This is a genomic window from Chryseobacterium formosum (assembly GCF_026460885.1).
In the GTDB taxonomy this organism is placed as follows: Bacteria; Bacteroidota; Bacteroidia; order Flavobacteriales; family Weeksellaceae; genus Chryseobacterium; species Chryseobacterium formosus.
This window is the reverse complement of sequence record NZ_JAOVZW010000060.1, coordinates 1-336: the sequence shown is the minus strand read 5'-3', so window position 1 is coordinate 336 and position 336 is coordinate 1. Positions and strand designations below refer to the sequence as shown.

At 38.4% G+C, this 336-nt stretch carries 1 protein-coding gene; it reads left to right on the top strand.

Annotated elements, in window-relative coordinates:
- Positions 1–336 (top strand): T9SS type A sorting domain-containing protein (locus OF897_RS21555; protein ID WP_323809087.1); only part of this gene is annotated, 336 nt, incomplete at both ends.

Sequence of the window (336 nt, the reverse complement as noted above, 5' to 3'; positions counted from 1 at the left end):
CAATGGAGAAAGCATGTGAAAGGAGAATCCAGAAAGAAAGAGGAACGACTGTCTGATCTGAAAATGAATAAAGACGGCTCGATTGTTTTGGCAGGAACAAGTGCCGAGGAATTGGGGAAAGAAAACTGGAAGATTGTAAAGCTTGGTGACAGCCAAATCGATCAGCTGATTGAAAAACAAGACATGAAGATTTACCCGAATCCGGTATCAGATTACTGTTATGTGGAAATAGGGTTTGACTTTAAGGAAGCTGATATTACATTGTATGATATGGGAGGAAGACAGCTTCAGAGTTTGAAAACTAAGAATAAAGTAACAAAGATAAATACGCAGAAT